General features: G+C 56.8%; 11 protein-coding genes and 2 pseudogenes. 7 read left to right on the top strand and 6 right to left on the bottom strand.

From position 1 onward, the window contains the following. Positions 1 to 54: 54 nt before the first annotated feature. Complete coding sequence (locus RSAL33209_RS10955; RefSeq protein WP_041684711.1) at positions 55 to 1,863, bottom strand: CocE/NonD family hydrolase; 1,809 nt, start codon at positions 1,861 to 1,863, stop codon at positions 55 to 57. 472 nt (positions 1,864 to 2,335) lie between these two features. Between RSAL33209_RS10955 and RSAL33209_RS10950 the strand changes: the two genes are divergently transcribed. Next, on the top strand, positions 2,336 to 3,127 hold the full coding sequence (locus RSAL33209_RS10950; RefSeq protein ID WP_233496556.1) for a hypothetical protein: 792 nt from the start codon (positions 2,336 to 2,338) through the stop codon (positions 3,125 to 3,127). 36 nt (positions 3,128 to 3,163) lie between these two features. Here the strand turns inward: RSAL33209_RS10950 and RSAL33209_RS10945 are convergent, their stop codons facing one another. From RSAL33209_RS10945 to map, 3 genes and pseudogenes are all read right to left on the bottom strand, one after another. Continuing rightward, positions 3,164 to 3,925, bottom strand: coding sequence for an SDR family NAD(P)-dependent oxidoreductase (locus tag RSAL33209_RS10945; protein ID WP_012245861.1), 762 nt, complete (start codon positions 3,923 to 3,925; stop codon positions 3,164 to 3,166). Next, positions 3,922 to 4,722 carry a polyphosphate--glucose phosphotransferase gene (gene ppgK / locus RSAL33209_RS10940; protein WP_012245860.1) on the bottom strand — a complete coding sequence of 267 codons (801 nt, stop codon included), beginning with the start codon at positions 4,720 to 4,722 and terminating at the stop codon, positions 3,922 to 3,924. The genes RSAL33209_RS10945 and ppgK overlap by 4 nt, the downstream gene beginning before the upstream one ends. A 46-nt stretch (positions 4,723 to 4,768) precedes the next feature. Next, a pseudogene (gene map, locus RSAL33209_RS10935) lies at positions 4,769 to 5,634 on the bottom strand (type I methionyl aminopeptidase). A 101-nt stretch (positions 5,635 to 5,735) separates the two neighbouring features. Here map and RSAL33209_RS17580 point away from each other — a divergent pair. The 3 genes from RSAL33209_RS17580 (at position 5,736) to RSAL33209_RS10925 (ending at position 7,153) form a co-directional block, all read left to right on the top strand. Further along, complete coding sequence (locus tag RSAL33209_RS17580; protein WP_012245857.1) at positions 5,736 to 5,900, top strand: SPOR domain-containing protein; 165 nt, start codon at positions 5,736 to 5,738, stop codon at positions 5,898 to 5,900. Positions 5,901 to 5,903: 3 nt separating this feature from the next. After that, on the top strand, positions 5,904 to 6,428 hold the full coding sequence (locus tag RSAL33209_RS10930; protein ID WP_012245856.1) for a P-loop nucleotide/nucleoside kinase family protein: 525 nt from the start codon (positions 5,904 to 5,906) through the stop codon (positions 6,426 to 6,428). A gap of 278 nt (positions 6,429 to 6,706) precedes the next feature. Continuing rightward, positions 6,707 to 7,153, top strand: coding sequence for a DUF5666 domain-containing protein (locus tag RSAL33209_RS10925; RefSeq protein ID WP_012245855.1), 447 nt, complete (start codon positions 6,707 to 6,709; stop codon positions 7,151 to 7,153). Between the two features lie 233 nt (positions 7,154 to 7,386). Here the strand turns inward: RSAL33209_RS10925 and RSAL33209_RS10920 are convergent. Beyond that, a pseudogene (locus tag RSAL33209_RS10920) lies at positions 7,387 to 8,652 on the bottom strand (IS3 family transposase). 167 nt (positions 8,653 to 8,819) lie between these two features. On the opposite strand from RSAL33209_RS10920, the gene RSAL33209_RS10910 reads away from it, so the two are divergent. Next, positions 8,820 to 9,425, top strand: coding sequence for a hypothetical protein (locus RSAL33209_RS10910; RefSeq protein ID WP_012245853.1), 606 nt, complete (start codon positions 8,820 to 8,822; stop codon positions 9,423 to 9,425). Between the two features lie 96 nt (positions 9,426 to 9,521). Here RSAL33209_RS10910 and panB read toward each other — a convergent pair whose 3' ends face one another. After that, the gene (gene panB, locus RSAL33209_RS10905; RefSeq protein WP_012245852.1) at positions 9,522 to 10,397 is read right to left on the bottom strand and encodes a 3-methyl-2-oxobutanoate hydroxymethyltransferase; all 876 of its coding nucleotides are present in this window, start codon (positions 10,395 to 10,397) and stop codon (positions 9,522 to 9,524) included. Positions 10,398 to 10,514: 117 nt separating this feature from the next. Between panB and glnA the strand changes: the two genes are divergently transcribed. Next, positions 10,515 to 11,855, top strand: coding sequence for a type I glutamate--ammonia ligase (gene glnA, locus RSAL33209_RS10900; RefSeq protein WP_012245851.1), 1,341 nt, complete (start codon positions 10,515 to 10,517; stop codon positions 11,853 to 11,855). A gap of 43 nt (positions 11,856 to 11,898) precedes the next feature. Next, on the top strand, positions 11,899 to 14,925 hold the full coding sequence (locus tag RSAL33209_RS10895; RefSeq protein ID WP_041684707.1) for a bifunctional [glutamine synthetase] adenylyltransferase/[glutamine synthetase]-adenylyl-L-tyrosine phosphorylase: 3,027 nt from the start codon (positions 11,899 to 11,901) through the stop codon (positions 14,923 to 14,925). The last annotated feature ends 6 nt before the right edge of the window (positions 14,926 to 14,931 follow it).

The following is a 14,931-nucleotide window of genomic DNA, read 5'->3' as shown; positions in this document are numbered from 1 at the left end:
CCGGGCCACCACCGGCATCCAATGGTCGCCGCTGGTTGAACTAACTAACGCAGCTTAGTTACCGAGACTCAGCTCAAAGCTTGGCGTAGTGTTCGGCACGGTAGCTTGGGAACCTTGCAAGTAGCTATCCAAATAGCTCGAGCGGTCGCCCTTGGTAGCTACATCCGATGAAGGACTTTGCAGCTGCAAGTCAATGCTGCCGCCAGAGACGCTGATTGCGCCGCTATTTGCCAGGCCCGCCCAGTTGCGCGCGTCATCCGAGGAAACACGTACCGCGAGACTATGACCTTTTTCTAGCGTCCAATCAGTTGATTTGAGCGCAAAGTCCGTCTGGCCTGAAGCAGAAATCACCGAAATGTTCAGATCGATCTGAACCGCAGATCCATCCGCTGCGACGTCGTACAGTGCTGCAACCGCGTTACCTTTGGCCTTTGAGGTTTGCAGATGAACTGTCGGCGTGCCGGTGATTCGCGTGCGCTCGCTGACTGGCTGAGAACGCGACCAAACCCCAGAGGTTCCTGAGGCCGCTGCCTTTGTGCTCAACGTCTTCGGCTCAGAGTCCATGTCTTTGGAATTCGAGTTTTCATTGGCTTGCTCGGCGTTGTCGGCAGAAAATGCACTTTGTTTTGGTGCGGGATAGCTGTCGGAACCGATTTTCGCTGAAGCCGAAACGCTTTCTCCCGGCCATGAGTCCTGCTGCCGCCAGACGCCATCGCTGCCTTCGATAGCAAAGGCCGGATCGGTCACGGAAGGGCTGATGCCCTTGAGATTCTTGTCGTAGAACCGTAAGACCTCGTCGAACCAGCCAGCCCTACCCATGGCAAGGTTGCCATCCGAATCGGTGTTGTTTCCGCGTACGTGATCCCATTGGCCAAACCAGACACGAACGGGTCCCTTGAACGCGCTGAGCAGCTCGTCTACGCCCTCAGGTTTGGTGTTGGGCTCGATGAGTCCCTGCGTAAGAAACAGGGGAACGGTTGAACCAGTGGCTTTAGTGATCACATTGCGGTCTTTCCAGAACTTGGCTGAGTGATCAGCGTTCTGGGTCAGCGAGTCATTGTTCTTTTCGCACTCCGGGTGCGATTTTTCGTACGCGGTATTTTTGGCATAGTGCGAATCATCGCCATTGGCGCCACCAACCGGGGGAATTTTGGCAATGCCGCCATAAGCATCGGGAGTTCCCGAATGGTTAGGTCGCGCCACACCGTTGCTGTAAAGGTAGCGGTAGGCATCGTAAACCGGCTCTTGGGCCACCACGGCTTTGAGCCCGGCAGTACCGGAGCCGAGTCCCATCAGCCCGGTACTGGCATCATAGGATTTTCCGTACAGACCAACTTTGCCGGTAGACCAGGATTGGTTGGCGGCCCAATTGACCGCCGCTGCGACGTCGGCCTGCTCGCCTGGACCCTGCCAGTCCAAGCAGCCAGTACTGCCGACAAATCCGCGCAAATCAACTAGCACCACGGTGTATCCGCGATCCATTAACTTGGCACCATCAATCAGATCGGTAAATCTGTCCGAGGGGCCGGTTTGACTGCGTCCTTCGGAGCCAGTTTGGCCAGCGTGACTAAAGTACGGGCCAACCGAAAGGATAACCGGAGTTTTGGCGTTCGCGGCCAGGTTCTGTGGTCGGAGTACATCGGCATGCAGCTCGACGTCGTCAGTGGAGGGAAAGTACGACTGTGTCCATGCCGCGCCAGTGGGGACATAGGGATTACTGGCGCTGGTAACGCCTGGCTGGGCGACTTTCGGTGTGGCTGCGAGGGTTTGTGCATTCGCAATGCCAGCACCAGCGCTGAGCAATATGAGTGCGGCTCCAGTGGCGCCGGCTAGAGCTGAGAAGCTGGGTTTTCTGATAGCCATGCTATTCCTCATCATGAAATGTTCAAGGCGAACGTACCCAAAGCGGCTCTTTGGGTACGTGCCAAGACCTTAGGGATCAGGACTGAAAGCAGGCTGAAAACTGTGTGAAATTTCTCCGGATCCGACTTATTTAGACACGTTGCACGCTTGGTCCTCAAAAGCCGAATTGTTACGGTTGATGGGTGCTTCCGAGGTGCAGAGTAATTTTCTGACCGGGGGGAGCGAACGAAACGAGACGATGACGAACGATACGGGGTGTGGCGTGCAGCCAACGAAAATAGCCAGTACTTTACGGAAACGAAACGGCCGAGTATTCGGCACAGCAGTTGTTGCAGCTGTTCTTTTGCTCTGCTCAGCTTGTAGCTCTGGCAGCAGTAGCCCGAGCGCCGAGAACCCGCAAAATAGTCATGCTCCGAGTTCAGCGGCCGCTACGAAACAAAAAGCTTTCGGAGCGGCCCTGACGAAGTCGCCGGTGTTACCTGGCGGCGGCCGACAAGTCTTTCCGGATCGACGATTTGTGGCACTTTATGGTCACCCTGGAACGCCGAGCCTGGGTGCCTTGGGTGAGCAAGATATTCCAGCATCGATTGCACGAGTTAAGGATCTCGCGGCCCAGTATCAGCCCTATTCCGCCGAGCCGGTGGTGCCAGCGTTCGAAATCATTGCGACCGTGGCCGCTGCCGAGCCGGGCCCGGACGGCAACTATTCCAACGAGTCGCGGGTTGACGTACTGCAACTTTGGATCGACGCTGCGGCAAACGCTGGTATTTACGTGGTTCTCGACCTTCAACCCGGTCGATCTGATTTCACGACGCAAGCTGAGATGTATCGCGCTTTGTTGCGGCGGCCCAACGTCAGGCTGGCACTCGATCCGGAGTTGCGACTGGGGCCGGCACAGTTGCCGTTAGCGCAAATCGGCTCGGTAACCGCGGCGGAGGTCAATACTGCGGGAGCATGGCTTGCCGAGCTCACCAAGTCTGCCAACCTGCCGCAGAAAATATTCATGTTGCATCAATTTCGCAGGAGCATGGTGACCGAACGCGAGCAACTGACGAATTTCCCCGGGTTGGCGGCAGTGGTCCACGCCGATGGCCAAGGGGTCCGAGGCGACAAGATGGCAACCTGGACTGCCTTGCAGGTTGGGCTGCCCACTTTCGTTCGCGTGGGTTGGAAAAATTTCCTCGACGAAGATCCGCAGCTACTCACGCCAGCGGAGACCATGCAGCAGGTTCAGCCACAACCTTGGTTCGTTTCCTACCAATAGCAGCTTTCGGCTGGCTGCTGACAGGGATGAGGTTGCTCAGCGCCCGCCACTGACGGGGATCACCGCACCGGTGACGTAAGAAGATTTTTCCGAAAGAAGCCAGAAAACTGCATCAGCGATTTCCGCCGGCAGTGCGGCACGGCCTAGCGGAATTGTTGGGCTGAGCCTAGCAACCCGATCCGGCAGCCCAGCATCCTCATGCAGCCGAGTTTGAGTCATCCCCGGCGCAACAGCGTTCACTCGAATACCTTCGGCGGCTGTCTCGGTGGCGAGCCCGCGCGTAAAGACATCAATGGCGCCCTTGGTCGCGGCGTAATGCACCCATTCCGACGGCGAGCCAGCTTTGGTTGCCGTCGAGGAAATATTGACTATCGAACGCCCAGGTCCAGGATGAGCGCGCCAGTAACGCAAGGCTGCTTGGCTGAGCAGCATGGTGCCGATGACATTCACCTCAACGGTTCGGCGAAGGACTGACTCCTCAAGACCGATAAATGGTCCCGGAGCGTTGCCGGTGATTGCCGCATTATTTACGACGGCGGTCAGCTCACCAAGTTGCGCGGCGGCGGTAACAAGCTCCGCACAGATTGCGCTATCGCTGACGTCACCTTGGCATGCTCGCGCTACGCCACCGGCCTCAGTCACTTGACGCACTACCGCGGTGGCACCTTCGTGATCTGAGGCAAAGTTAACCAGAACTGCAAAACCAGCTTGCGCGGCTTGGCTTGCGATAGCAGCGCCAATACCGCGGCTTGCACCACTGATGAGGATCACTGGTTGCTTACCAGTGCGGCTGCTCATTTTTTCTTGAAATGCCGCGAGGCCTGTAGTGCCGCCCCAACAATCCCGGCGTTATTTTTCAGTTCCGCGGTGACAATCTTGGTTTGCAAATCTAGCTTGGGCAAGAAGTCTTCGCTTCGCTTGGAAATTCCGCCACCGATGATGAACAATTCGGGGGAGAACAGGAACTCTACGTGGGAGAAATAGCGTTGTAGCCGCTTGCTGTATTCATCCCAGTCAAGATCTTCGCGTTCGCGGGCCGACGCTGAAGCGCGTGACTCGGCGTCGAATCCGTCCAGTTCCAAGTGTCCGAGTTCTGCGTTCGGGACCAGCTTGCCGTTGAAGATAAACGCAGATCCGATTCCGGTGCCCAGAGTGATCACTAGCACGGTGCCTTTTTGCCCTTGGCCAACGCCGTAAGCAACCTCGGCGACTCCGGCGGCGTCGGCGTCGTTCATGACATGTACTGGTCGGCCCAATTTTTTGGTGAGTAAATCATCGACGTCGGTACCAATCCAACTTTTGTCTACGTTGGCGGCGGACCGAGCAACGCCGTGCGCGATGATGGCCGGAAAATCAACGCCAACCGGACTGTCCTTGGACGGGGCATCCTCGCGCGACATCAGCTCGTCGACGATTTGTTTGACGACCTCCGCTACTGCTTTAGGGGTTGACGGTTGTGGTGTGTCGATGCGGAACCGATCACCAGAGAGCTCACCCTTTTTCAGGTTGACGATGCCACCTTTGATGCCCGTGCCACCAATGTCGATCCCGATGATGTGCTGGGGGTTTTGCGACTTATCAGCGTTCTTCGACATGGTTACTCCGGATAGTTCGAGGGTGGTGGTAAAAGCAGGTCAGGTTCTAAGCCAGCGTCAATACTTCGGCACCGGAATCGGTGACTAAAAGCGTGTGTTCAAACTGGGCAGTGCGCTTGCGATCGTGGGTGACCACGGTCCAATCGTCTTCCCACATATCCCACTCCACGGTGCCTAAAGTCAGTATGGGTCGATGGTAAACGTCATTCCCGGTTCGATCACAGTGCTGTATGCCGGAGCCGCGTCATAATGCGGAATGATCAAGCCGGTATGGAAGGCTTCGCCGACTCCGTGGCCGGTGAAATCACGAACTACGCCATAGCCGAATCGCTTCGCATAGGACTCGATAGTCCTACCAATGACGTTGATCTCACGGCCTGGCGCAACAGCCTTGATCGCGCGCCGCAGCGACTCTTCGGTGCGTTCCACCAACAGTCGAGACTCTTCATCGACATCACCGACCAGAAAGGTGTGATTGGTATCGCCATGTACGCCGTCTTTGAAAGCGGTGATATCGATGTTGATGATGTCGCCATCTTGTAACACCGTGGAATCTGGAATGCCATGACAAATCACTTCATTCAGTGACGAGCACAGGGATTTCGGAAAGCCTCGATATCCCAGGGTAGACGGGTATGCCTCGTGAGCCACGATGAATTCGTGCCCGATTCGGTCTAGCTCATCGGTAGTCACGCCCGGCGCAATGTGCTTGCCTACTTCAACGATGGCTTGGGCGGCTATTTTTGATGCGATGCGGATTTTAGCGATTGTCTCAGCTGATTTGACTTCAGAGCCGGTGAATTTGGCCGGGCCAGCTTTACCGACGTATTCGGGTCGCGGAATCGAAGTGGGTACGTTGCGGGCGGGGCTGAGTGTTCCGGGAACTAAGGTCCCGAGTGGGGTATGAAGCATAGAACCATACTAGCCATTGACCGCGGTCGTGCTCGGATCGAGTTAGGCTGAAACAGTGCCGGGAAATCTTGGCAACGCAATCATGGCGAACGGAGTAGGGCATGCCGCAGTTTTGGTACAACGTGAATACGCACGAGGTCGAAGAAGATGCGCAGTCTGATTGGACGCAGCTGATCGGCCCCTATGAGACTCGGGCCGAGGCCGAACAAGCGCTGGCCAAGGTAAAGGCTCGTAACGACGCTTGGGATTCGCAAGACGAAGACTAACCAATGAGTAGGCCGCAGGGTCGAGTGGTGTTGATCAACGGGATCAGCGGCGCAGGGAAAACATCTCTAGCTCGAGACTTGGCGCCGATGCTTGGCTTACCATTGTTCAGTCAAGACGATTTCAAAGAGACGTTCTTTGATTTTGGTCCGGATGGCATTCCAGCGAAAGCATTGGGAATGCTGGCAATCGAGGCACTTTGGACTGCCGCCACCGCGGTACCTGCGTCAATCATTGAATCGAATTGGCACCGTGAACGAGACCGTGAGTTTGCTATCGCAGGTTTGCAGCGGGCAAATCTAGAAGTGGTCGTTGAGATCTATTGTCGTGTTGACGTCGACGTTGCCCTGGCGCGAGCTGCTAGCAGAGCCCGGCATCCGGTGCATAGCGGAGATCAATTCACTATGGCACATTGGCGCAGGCTTGCCGAAGGCGCCATTCCGATTGAACTTTCCCCGGTTCTTGAACTAGACACCTCGCAACAAATTGATTTACCTAAACTGGTTCAGGCCGTCCGAGCTCTTTTCTAACGAACGCCGTCAGCAGGGTATCGGCTGTGAAAACTTGCGAAGTGGTCACAGAGATCTTGGCAATGACAAAGCCAGGGCTTGGCCAAATCGGGGGTTGATCACAAGCTGCCAGGTCACGATGGAAGCTCTTGAACTATTTATAGGAGCAACCGTGAACAATGAAATTAACAACGATCCTCATGCCCTGAAGAAGCGTCCCGGAGGCCGGTGGGTCCGCAATACCGTGATCGCGACTGCGACCGCCGGGATAGTACTCAGCGTTGGAGTAGGCGCGGTTTATGCTGCAGATGCATCATCCGGAAGCTCACCGTCGTCGTCGAGTAGCCAGTTTGGCAGCTCGGATGCCAATAAACACGCGGGGCATCGTGGCGCTGAAAAGATGCTTGCATGGCGAGTCTGTTGTTGACCGTGATGGAAAAACTGTGACTTTGGATGTGCAGTCCGGCACGATCGAATCAATCTCGGACACCTCAGTTACGGTAAAGAGCAGCGACGGCTTCAGCCAAAGTTATCTGCTGAATTCCTCGACGAAGGTCTTCCAGGCGCCAACTAAGCCTGCAGCTACGCCAAAGAGCTCGAGCGATGGCAACAAAAATAAGGCTGATCGGCCCAAGCCGGCAACCGTAGCGCTCAAAGATCTCAAAGTTGGCGACAGCGTCCGCCTGTCCGCGGTTAAAGCTGATGGCAGTGCTACCGCAGAGCGGATCATGCTCGCGGCGAAGTAGCTCGTTCCCCTGGCCGGAGCCAGAATCCGGCCAGGGGAGTTCTCACCCATGGTGAAAATGGTGAGCTGAAACTAGTCTGAGACGATGACTGGTGGAGGTAAGCGATGACTGGCGAGATGTTAGGCGCAAACGTCGGCGAGTTGCGCGAGCTCGGCATGATCATGGACAAAGCTGCTGAGCGAATCGAGGATTCAAAGTCGAGGTGAATCGCTCCGGTGTGTCCGGAGGGTTTCTCAGACGATGAGCCTGTCGGCGGCTGCCGTGCTCTGGTAGTGATTGTAGTAGTGGTTTTCTAGCTCTACTGGTGGGATGTCTCCGCAGTACTGGTAGAGCCTTCGGTGGTTGTACCAATCGACCCATTCAGCGGTGCCGATTTCGACTTCTTCTAGAGTCCGCCAGGGCTTGCCGGGTTTGATCAGCTCGGTCTTATAAAGCCCGTTGATGGTTTCCGCCAAGACGTTGTCGTAACTATCACCCACAGAACCGATCGAGGGGCGGATACCGGCCTGGGCCAGGCGTTCGGTGAAGGCCAAGGAGGCGTATTGAGCCCCGGCATCGTGATGATGAATCACCCCGGAAATCTCAGCCCCGGCCCGTTCACGACTCCAGATTGCCTGATTAACTGCGTTGAGCACTAGCACGGTGTTCATAGAAGCACTCGCTGACCAGCCCAGGATCCTCCGAGAGTAAGCATCGATCACGAAGGCAACATAGACCCACCCGGACCAGGTCGAAACATAGGTGAAATCATCTACCCATAGCCGATCCGGTGCCGTTGGTGTGAAATCACGGCGGACCAAGTCCTTCGCTCGGGCTGCCTTCGAGTCTTTGATCGTGGTGCGTTTGACCTTGCCACGGACCGCACCCTGTATGCCAAGTAACCCCATGAGCCGTTCTACCGTGCACCTGGCCACCGGCACACCTTCACGGTTCATCGCCAACCAGACTTTCCTGGTGCCGTAAACCCCGTAATTAGCGGCATACACCTTCTGGATCACGGGCTTGAGCACCTCATCACGTTGTTCTCGGTGAGATCGTGTTTTATCCACCCATTCGTAGTACGTGGACGGGGTGGTCTTCACCCCGTCCCAGTAAGCACCTGGCAGATCGACTCGACACCCCACCGCAATCCATTATTCTCGCGGTGACCGGCATGGTCCTTGATGTATTTCACGATCAGTGTTGTGGCGGTCGAGTTCGACCGCGAAAAAAGCTGAAGCACTCCGAAGGATCGCGTTCGCCCGTTTCAGCTCAGCGTTCTCACGCCGTAACCGTTTCAGCTCGGCCGATTCCGTGCTCGTTGTTCCAGTTCTAGTACCAACATCGATCTCGGCTTGCCGGACCCATTTACGCACCGTTTCCGGCACACCCACACCCAAAAGCTGGGCAACTTTTTGCATCGCCGCCCACTCCGAAGACGCACCCTCCATCTCCGCAACCATGCGCACCGCACGATCCTTCAACTCCTGCGGATACCGTGTCGTAGTTTTCCCTGCCATGTCCTGATCCTCTCAAACAAGAAAGTCTCCGGACACACCGGGGCGATTCATGAATGAGAGACTGGAAAGTCAACGGCCCACCCATAACGTTCCACAGATCGTGGAACGATTATTGAGCGGCTTCGATGTTGATGCTGAGCAGTAATCCAGGCGAAAGGGCAACGAAGATGGCTTCACGGGCGCGTCTTTGGGCAGTACAGGTCACACTACTGGCCGCAGTTTCGGCCGTGACCATCTTCGTGAGCGCTTGCACACCAGTTTCGCCCCCGGCCCAGTCGAGTCAAGGAGAATCCGTTATGACTGGAAAGAACTCTTCCTTCAATAAGAGCGGAGTTGAAGAGATCAATCGGAGCCGAGCAGCGTTCTTAGATCTGAGCTCCGGATCACTCAACCGCAGCGACGTCGGCGTCCAGGCAGGGGATACCTTCTGGGATGTCAATGTGCCGGTGGACAAATCGATTCACCTCACCATCAAGGGCTCGCAAGGCGAGCTGGTGGCGGATAGCAGCACCATCAGGCTGCTCGCCGACGACGCCGATGGCCAGATTCGTACGATCAGCTACTTTCTGGCGTTCGACGACGTAGCCGAGCTGGCACAGACCCTGCGCGAAGACGCTGCCAAGACAGGCCTAGATTCAGCTGATGTGGAAAGCTTTCTGGCTGCGGCTGAAAAAGCTCCAGAGCGCGAGCACACGGTGAGTCTCAATGGCGGTAACGCCTTGGGCTTTCAACTCAGCATCGATGTAACCGTAGACACCAGCAAGTCTGGGTAAGTCTTGCAATATGTGATTACACCAGCGGCAGTGGCTAGCAAATACCCCAGCCCCTAGTCACCTGGTCAGCTAGTCACTGGTTCCCTAGTCGCTGGGTCAGAACGAGTGCTCAGGGCCGGGGAACGCGCCGTCGCGCACTTCAGCGCCGAAGGTAATTGCCGCCTCGGACAATACCGTGCGCAAATCTGCGTATTGCTTCACAAACTTGGCTACTTGGCCACCGCGCAGCCCAGCCATATCCTGCCAAACTAAGACTTGGCCAGTGGTAGCTGAACCCGAGCCAATGCCAATCGTGGGCACCTTGACCGCAGCATCTACTGCGGCAGCAACCTCAGCCGGCACCATTTCCATCAGCACACAAAAGGCGCCAGCTTCGGCTAAGGCGCCGGCGTCGTCAATGACCGTTTGAGCGGCCTCGCCGCGGCCCTGCACCCGATAGCCGCCTAAGGCATGTTCGCTTTGCGGGGTGAAGCCAATATGAGCCACCACTGGAATGCCAGCGTCCACCATGGCGCGAATTTGCGGGGCAAGACGAGCATTTCCTTCAACCTTGACTGCGGCAACTAAACCCTCTTTAAGGAAACGCACTGCGGTGGCTACCGCTTGTTCAGCGGAAGCTTCGTAGCTGCCAAAGGGTAGATCAGCCACCACGAGCGCCCTACGGGTAGACCTGGCGACGGCCCGGCACAACGGCAGTAGCTCATCAACCGTTACCGGGATGGTCGTTTCGTAGCCGTAAACATTATTGGCCGCTGAATCGCCGATGAGTAGCGTCTCGATGCCAGCCTCGTCAAAAATCTGCGCAGCATACTGATCGTAGGCCGTGAGCATCGCGAATTTGCGGCCCTCATCTTTGGCCTGCTGTAGATGATGCACCCGAATCTTCTTTGGCAAAGCGTTTTGGCCGGTACTATGAGCAGCTGTATTAGCCGCGCCCGTCCCATAGGGAGCTGGCAGTTCAACGGAATTCATGGCAAGAGTCTACTTGACTCGGGTCGCAACAATGCCAGCATGACGGAATGCTCGGTAGAGTTGGCAGAGCTTGCAAGAAGCTTGCAGGCAGCACAGATTTGAGCAAAAGGAGCCTCGATGGATCGCCAGCAGGAATTTGTTCTCCGCACCATTGAAGAACGAGACGTGCGTTTTGTCCGACTTTGGTTCACCGACGTCGTGGGTTCGTTGAAATTAGTGGCCTTGGCTCCGGCTGAGGTAGAAGGAGCCTTTGAGGAAGGACTAGGCTTCGACGGCTCCTCCATTGAAGGCCTGGCCAGAGTCTTTGAATCGGACATGTTGTTGCAGCCGGATCCCTCCACGTTCCAGATCTTGCCTTGGCGTGGCGAAACAGAACAGACCTCGCGCATGTTCTGCGATATTTTGACCCCAGACGGCGAACCATCCACGGCGGACCCACGCAATGTCCTCAAACGCACGCTCGCCAAAGCGGCAGACATGGGGTTCACTTGCTACACCCATCCGGAAATTGAGTTTTATTTGCTCAAGTCCGAAGAACTGGGCGCAGATGGCCGGCCAGTGCCGGTAGATCAGGCCGGATATTTCGACCACGTGCCTGGCGGGGTAGCGCAAGACTTCCGACGCACGGCCGTGGCAATGCTGGAAAGCGTCGGCATCTCCGTCGAGTTCAGCCACCACGAAGGCGGCCCGGGCCAGAACGAAATTGATCTGCGCTATGCCGATGCCCTGCAAACTGCGGATAACATCATGACGTTCCGCACCGTGATCAAAGAAGTCGCTTTGCAGCAAGGAACGTATGCCACGTTCATGCCGAAGCCATTTTCCGAACACCCTGGTTCTGGCATGCACACGCATTTTTCGCTTTTCGAGGGCGACACGAACGCGTTTTACGAGGCCGGCGCTGAATTCCAGTTATCGACCACGGCAAGGCAGTTCATCGCTGGCATCTTGAAGCACGCACCGGAGTTCACCACGGTCACTAACCAATTTGTGAACTCCTACAAGCGACTTTGGGGCGGCGGCGAGGCGCCGAGCCATCTCGCATGGGGCCATAACAACCGGTCCGCCTTGGTCCGCGTCCCGCTATACAAGCCCGGCAAAGGCCAATCTGCGCGCATCGAATACCGAGGTATCGATTCTGCGACCAATCCGTACTTGGCGTATGCGGTTTTGCTCGGTGCGGGATTGAAAGGAATCGAAGAAGGCTACGAACTGCCAGCTGCGGCTGAAGACGACGTCTGGTCGTTGACTACCGCTGAGCGTAGAGCTTTGGGGCACGACCCGCTGCCGTCCAGCCTGGACGATGCGATTCGGCTCACTGAAGATTCCGAACTGATGGCGGAAATCCTGGGCGAACAGGTTTTTGAGCATTTTCTGCGCAATAAGCGTGCGGACTGGCAAGAATACCGACTTGAAGTGACGCCTTTCGAGCTGCGGCGCAATTTGGGGATTCTCTGATCGTTGAGCGCTGCGGCGCTCAAGAATCTTGGGGCAAGCAACTATGGTGAAAAGTCTGCCGCGGGTACTAATCGAACAAGGCTTCGCTGATCTAGAAAAAAGTACTCGGTTCTTGGCAGTGCCTGAATTACTAGATTTTGCTCAGGACGATCTTTTTGCCGGACTGGCCTTTGCCGCGGATCCTGATCTAGCCCTGCAATCGCTGGTCCGGATGTTGGCGGCGCCCGCGGAACTTGCCGAGCGGGTAGCAAGGCTGGTTCAAGCTGGCCCAAAGCGGAGCGAGCCAATGTTCCGGTTGCTTGGCGCGTCCGAAGCTCTTGCGGACTTCCTCATTCGTAATCCGGGCCAGTCTGCGGCATTAGAGATTTCAGTCAGCGCTGAACCCGTCGGCGTCCCAGGCAAGGTGCTGCGCACATCCTTGCTCCAAGCCGTGGGGGCGGACCCGGAATCTGCTACGCCACTGTCTGGACTGGGGACTGCTGAGGCCACCACCGCGATGCGCAGGCAGTACCGCAGGCATCTCACCGAGCTGGCGATTCGCGATCTCTGCGCCGCAGATCCCGCAGACGTCTTACCCATCGTTGCTGCCGAACTGGCAGACCTCGCCGGAGCGGCACTGGACGCAGCACTAGCCATTGCTCGTGCCGAGCTCGTCGGCACCTTTTCCGCCCAGCAAGTGACCGCCGTCGAGCTAGCGGTAATCGGTATGGGCAAATGTGGCGCACGCGAACTGAATTACATTTCAGATGTTGACGTTATTTATGTCGTGGCCGCGAACGGTCTTGCCGACTATGACGAGCTGCCAATCCAGGTCGGTACGCAGTTGGCAGCCCTGCTGGCCCGCATTATTAACGCGCCAGACCGCGAGCCCGGCCTATGGGAGCTTGATGCGAATTTGCGACCAGAAGGCAAAGACGGGCCACTGGTGCGAACACTGGATTCGCACCTGGAATATTACCGGCGCTGGGCTTCCAGCTGGGAGTTCCAAGCCCTGCTCAAAGCCAGGCCAATTGCCGGAAATCTCGCCTTAGGTGAGCAATATACTTCGGCGTTGGCACCAATGATTTGGAATTCATCCGAACGTGATGGATTCGTCGAGTCGGTCCAAGCAATGCGCCGCCGAGTGAGCGCCAACATTCCTGCGGAAGAGCAAAACCGGCAACTCAAACTTGGCCCCGGCGGCTTGCGGGACGTCGAGTTCACCGTGCAGCTTTTGCAACTGGTGCATGGAAAAGCCGATTCGAGTTTACGCAAACAGGACACCACCGGGGCGATCGAAGCATTGTCCACCGCAGGTTACGTCGGTCGCACGGACGCTGCAGAGTTCGACGGCGCGTATCGATACCTCAGGGTGTTGGAACACCGAATCCAGCTAGTGCATTTGCGCCGCACACACCTCATGCCAGTAGCTGAGCCTGCCTTGCGGGCACTCGCGCGGTCCAGCCAAGGTGCAATGGCCATGAGTCGGCCGTCGGCAAAAGTTCTCCTTGACCAATGGCAGAGCGTTAAGCGTCGGGTGAGGTCATTACACGAACGGATTTTCTACCGCCCACTGTTGAACGCAGCAGCCAATCTGAGTGCCGAAGATGCTTCGTTGAGCCCTGAGTCCGCGCAAGCGAGATTAGCGGCGCTGGGCTATCAAGATACCGCTGGTGCGATGCGGCATATTGAAGCCCTCACCACAGGAGTCTCTCGGCGGGCCGCCTTGCAACGGCAACTGTTGCCAGTTTTGCTGGATTGGCTGGGCGACGGCGTTGATCCAGACAGCGGCTTGCTGGCCTTCAGACGACTCAGCGAATCGCTGGGTACTACGCATTGGTATCTAGGCATGTTGCGTGATTCGCAAGCGGCGGCCGAGCGTCTTTGTCATGTGCTTTCTAGCTCGCATTTGATTGCTGATCTCTTGGAGGTCTCGCCGGAGGAGACGAAATGGCTTGGGTCAGACAAAGATCTGCGTCCGTTGAGCTTCCAAGCGCAGTGGCAAGAGATCCAATCGAAGATGTCCAGGCATCCGGACCCCTCCAGCGCGATGCGGCTTATTCGGTTGATTCGGCGACGCGAAGTTTTGCGGATCGCGCTCGCAGACAGCGCTGGCTTGTTGGACCAAGATGCCATCGGTACCGCCTTGGGGGACGTTGATCGTGCCGCTGTACTGGGTGCGCTGCACGTCGCTGAGAATCAACAGGATGAAGCTAAAACTGATGTGCTGGTAGTAGCAATGGGCCGTCAAGGTGGCCGAGAAATTGGCTACGGCTCTGATGCTGATGTGCTGTTTGTGCACAAAGCGCGTCCGGGAGTGGATCCTGCTGGAGCGCAGGCCCAGGCCGTGCAAATCGTCAGCCAGCTCTCTGCGCTGCTCACCCAACCGCTGAAACCAGCGATTCGGGCTGAACGTGTTTTGGCAATTGATGCGGATCTGCGGCCAGAAGGTAAGAACGGTGCATTGGTTCGTTCGCTGGACTCGTATCGAGAGTATTACGGCCGATGGTCGTTGATTTGGGAAGCTCAGGCGTTGTTGCGGGCGCGGCCAATGGCCGGTAGCGATGAATTGGCTGCCGAGTTTATGGCGTTGGTAGATTCCGTTCGCTACCCGGATCAGCTATCAGAGCAGGATCTGCGCGAAGTGCGCAGAGTCAAGGCCCGAGTGGAATCTGAGCGGCTGCCGCGCGGAGCTGATCCAGCACGGCAGATCAAATTAGGCCGTGGCGGGCTGAGCGACGTTGAATGGCTGGTGCAATTATTGCAGTTGCAGCATGCCCGTGCGCAGGTGCAGCTGCGCACGACGTCGACGCTGACCGCATTATCCGGCCTGGCTGAATTGGGTTTTGTGGCGGATGAAGATGCCGATGCGCTTGCCAAGGCCTGGCGATTGGCCAGCCGAATTCGTTCTGCCAACGTGTTATGGACGGGAAGGGGTTCCGACTCCTTGCCGTCCTCACGTCGAGACCTTGAGGCAGTGGCACGCTGGTGCGGATATCCGCCCGGCCACGGTGGGGCCTTCGAGGAAGACTACTTGCGAATCACTCGGCAAGCGCGGGCAGTGTTCGAGAGATTGTTTTATGGCGAATAAGCCGAT

Origin of the sequence: Renibacterium salmoninarum ATCC 33209 (assembly GCF_000018885.1) — a bacterium.
Taxonomy (GTDB): domain Bacteria; phylum Actinomycetota; class Actinomycetes; order Actinomycetales; family Micrococcaceae; genus Renibacterium; species Renibacterium salmoninarum.
The sequence above is the reverse complement of the archived record's forward strand: the minus strand, read 5'-3'. Positions and strand labels throughout refer to the sequence as shown.

Bases quoted from the DNA above. Each gene is read 5' to 3' on its own strand.
- panB (WP_012245852.1), bottom strand. From the start codon at position 10,397: ATGAATTCCGTTGAACTGCCAGCTCCCTATGGGACGGGCGCGGCTAAT.
- RSAL33209_RS10955 (WP_041684711.1), bottom strand. From the start codon at position 1,863: ATGGCTATCAGAAAACCCAGCTTCTCAGCTCTAGCCGGCGCCACTGGA.
- RSAL33209_RS10895 (WP_041684707.1), top strand. From the start codon at position 11,899: ATGGTGAAAAGTCTGCCGCGGGTACTAATCGAACAAGGCTTCGCTGAT.
- RSAL33209_RS10945 (WP_012245861.1), bottom strand. From the start codon at position 3,925: ATGAGCAGCCGCACTGGTAAGCAACCAGTGATCCTCATCAGTGGTGCA.
- glnA (WP_012245851.1), top strand. From the start codon at position 10,515: ATGGATCGCCAGCAGGAATTTGTTCTCCGCACCATTGAAGAACGAGAC.
- RSAL33209_RS10910 (WP_012245853.1), top strand. From the start codon at position 8,820: ATGGCTTCACGGGCGCGTCTTTGGGCAGTACAGGTCACACTACTGGCC.
- RSAL33209_RS17580 (WP_012245857.1), top strand. From the start codon at position 5,736: ATGCCGCAGTTTTGGTACAACGTGAATACGCACGAGGTCGAAGAAGAT.
- RSAL33209_RS10925 (WP_012245855.1), top strand. From the start codon at position 6,707: ATGCTGCAGATGCATCATCCGGAAGCTCACCGTCGTCGTCGAGTAGCC.
- RSAL33209_RS10930 (WP_012245856.1), top strand. From the start codon at position 5,904: ATGAGTAGGCCGCAGGGTCGAGTGGTGTTGATCAACGGGATCAGCGGC.
- ppgK (WP_012245860.1), bottom strand. From the start codon at position 4,722: ATGTCGAAGAACGCTGATAAGTCGCAAAACCCCCAGCACATCATCGGG.